The organism is uncultured Campylobacter sp. (genome assembly GCF_937997465.1).
Taxonomy (GTDB): Bacteria; Campylobacterota; Campylobacteria; order Campylobacterales; family Campylobacteraceae; genus Campylobacter_A.
This window is the reverse complement of sequence record NZ_CALKTQ010000175.1, coordinates 1-1,402: the sequence shown is the minus strand read 5'-3', so window position 1 is coordinate 1,402 and position 1,402 is coordinate 1. Positions and strand designations below refer to the sequence as shown.

Below are 1,402 nucleotides of genomic sequence, written 5' to 3'. Positions count from 1 at the left end.
GCTTGAGCCTACAAATATCGTCCTACATCCGCGCGATACCAGTTCTTCGTTTAGAGCTTTTGCGACAGCCAGGTGTCCGCCAGTGCCGCCTCCGCAGATAACGATAGCGCTGCTTTGCAGACTACTTTCGATTTTGTTTTGGGCTTCGCCGTTAGTCAAATTTGACGGCGAAATTTCAGCTGAATTTTGCTCTTTGTCTTGTAAAATTTCAGACGTCAAATTTTACTCCTTGTTATCTAATTTCGGACGTTCAAATTTGAGTTTAAATTTGCGTTGCAAGTCAAATTTGAGCTCAATCTTTTACCTTTTTGCTCACCATCAGCACCATGCCGACCCCTATGCAAAGCGCTAGGATCGAGCTGCCACCGTAGCTTAGAAACGGCACGGCGATGCCTTTGATAGGCGTGATCGAGGTGATGCCGTATGAGTTCATGATAAACGAAAACGAGATGAGAAGCCCGACGCCGAGCGTAAAGAGATGGTAGACTTTGTTTTCGCGCCTTGACGAGACGCGAAAGATACGGAAAAGCAAAATCAAAAGAAGCGACGTGATGATAAGTATCCCCAGCACCCCGACCTCCTCGGCGATACCGGCAAGTACGAAGTCCGTGTGCACTTCGCTCAAAAATCCGAGCTTAAACACGCCAGCTCCCAGCCCTTCGCCGAAAAATCCGCCGTGCTTTATCGCATTAAGCGAGTGCGAGATCTGATATGGCTCAGGTACGCCCTCGACGCGAAACATATTTGCCATATTTTCGGGCATTAGCGAAAGGACCATATTTTGCACCGTGCCCCACCATGATTTTATACGCAAAATTCGGTGCTCCGACGTAAAAATAGCGACAAAAGCAAGCACTGAAGCGCCCGCCATACCGATGACGAAAAGCCGCTTGCTAGTACCGGCAAAAAGCATCATAACGATAAGCGTAAGCGCCAAAACGACGACCTGACCGAGGTCGTTTTGAAGGATGGCAATGAGATAAACGGCTATCAAAAACAAAAACATATAAGGCAAAATGAGCTTAAATTCCTGCTTTAGACTCTTTTTGCTGCCGTCGATCTTGCGCGCAAAACTCCATGCCAAAAAGTAAACGAAACCGATCTTAAAAAACTCAACAGGCGCTAGAGAAAAGCCCGGCAAACGTATCCAGCGCTTTGCACCGCCCGCATCGGTAACCAGCGAGCTAGGTAGCGCGTGCATAGCTCCCATCGCGATAGCGCAAAAGCCAAACAGACAAAAGCCGATCCAGACCATGGATTTGTCAGGGTCTAGGCGCGAGATGCCCCACATCAAAAATATCCCGATCGCTCCCACGACAAGCTGTCTGATGAAAAAATGATAAGGCTCGTAGTTAAAAAAAAGCACGGTAAAAACGGGCAAGGATAGCGAAAAAACAATACC

Annotated in this window: 2 protein-coding genes; both read right to left on the bottom strand. The window is 47.8% G+C overall.

Translation table 11 applies throughout. The features are described from left to right. Positions 1-159, bottom strand: a 159-nt coding sequence (locus tag Q0546_RS05740; RefSeq protein ID WP_298791346.1) for a glycosyltransferase, incomplete at its 3' end; no start/stop codon positions are given. A 133-nt stretch (positions 160-292) separates the two neighbouring features. Beyond that, a partial coding sequence (locus Q0546_RS05735) for an FtsW/RodA/SpoVE family cell cycle protein (RefSeq protein WP_298791344.1) occupies positions 293-1,402 on the bottom strand: 1,110 nt, incomplete at its 5' end.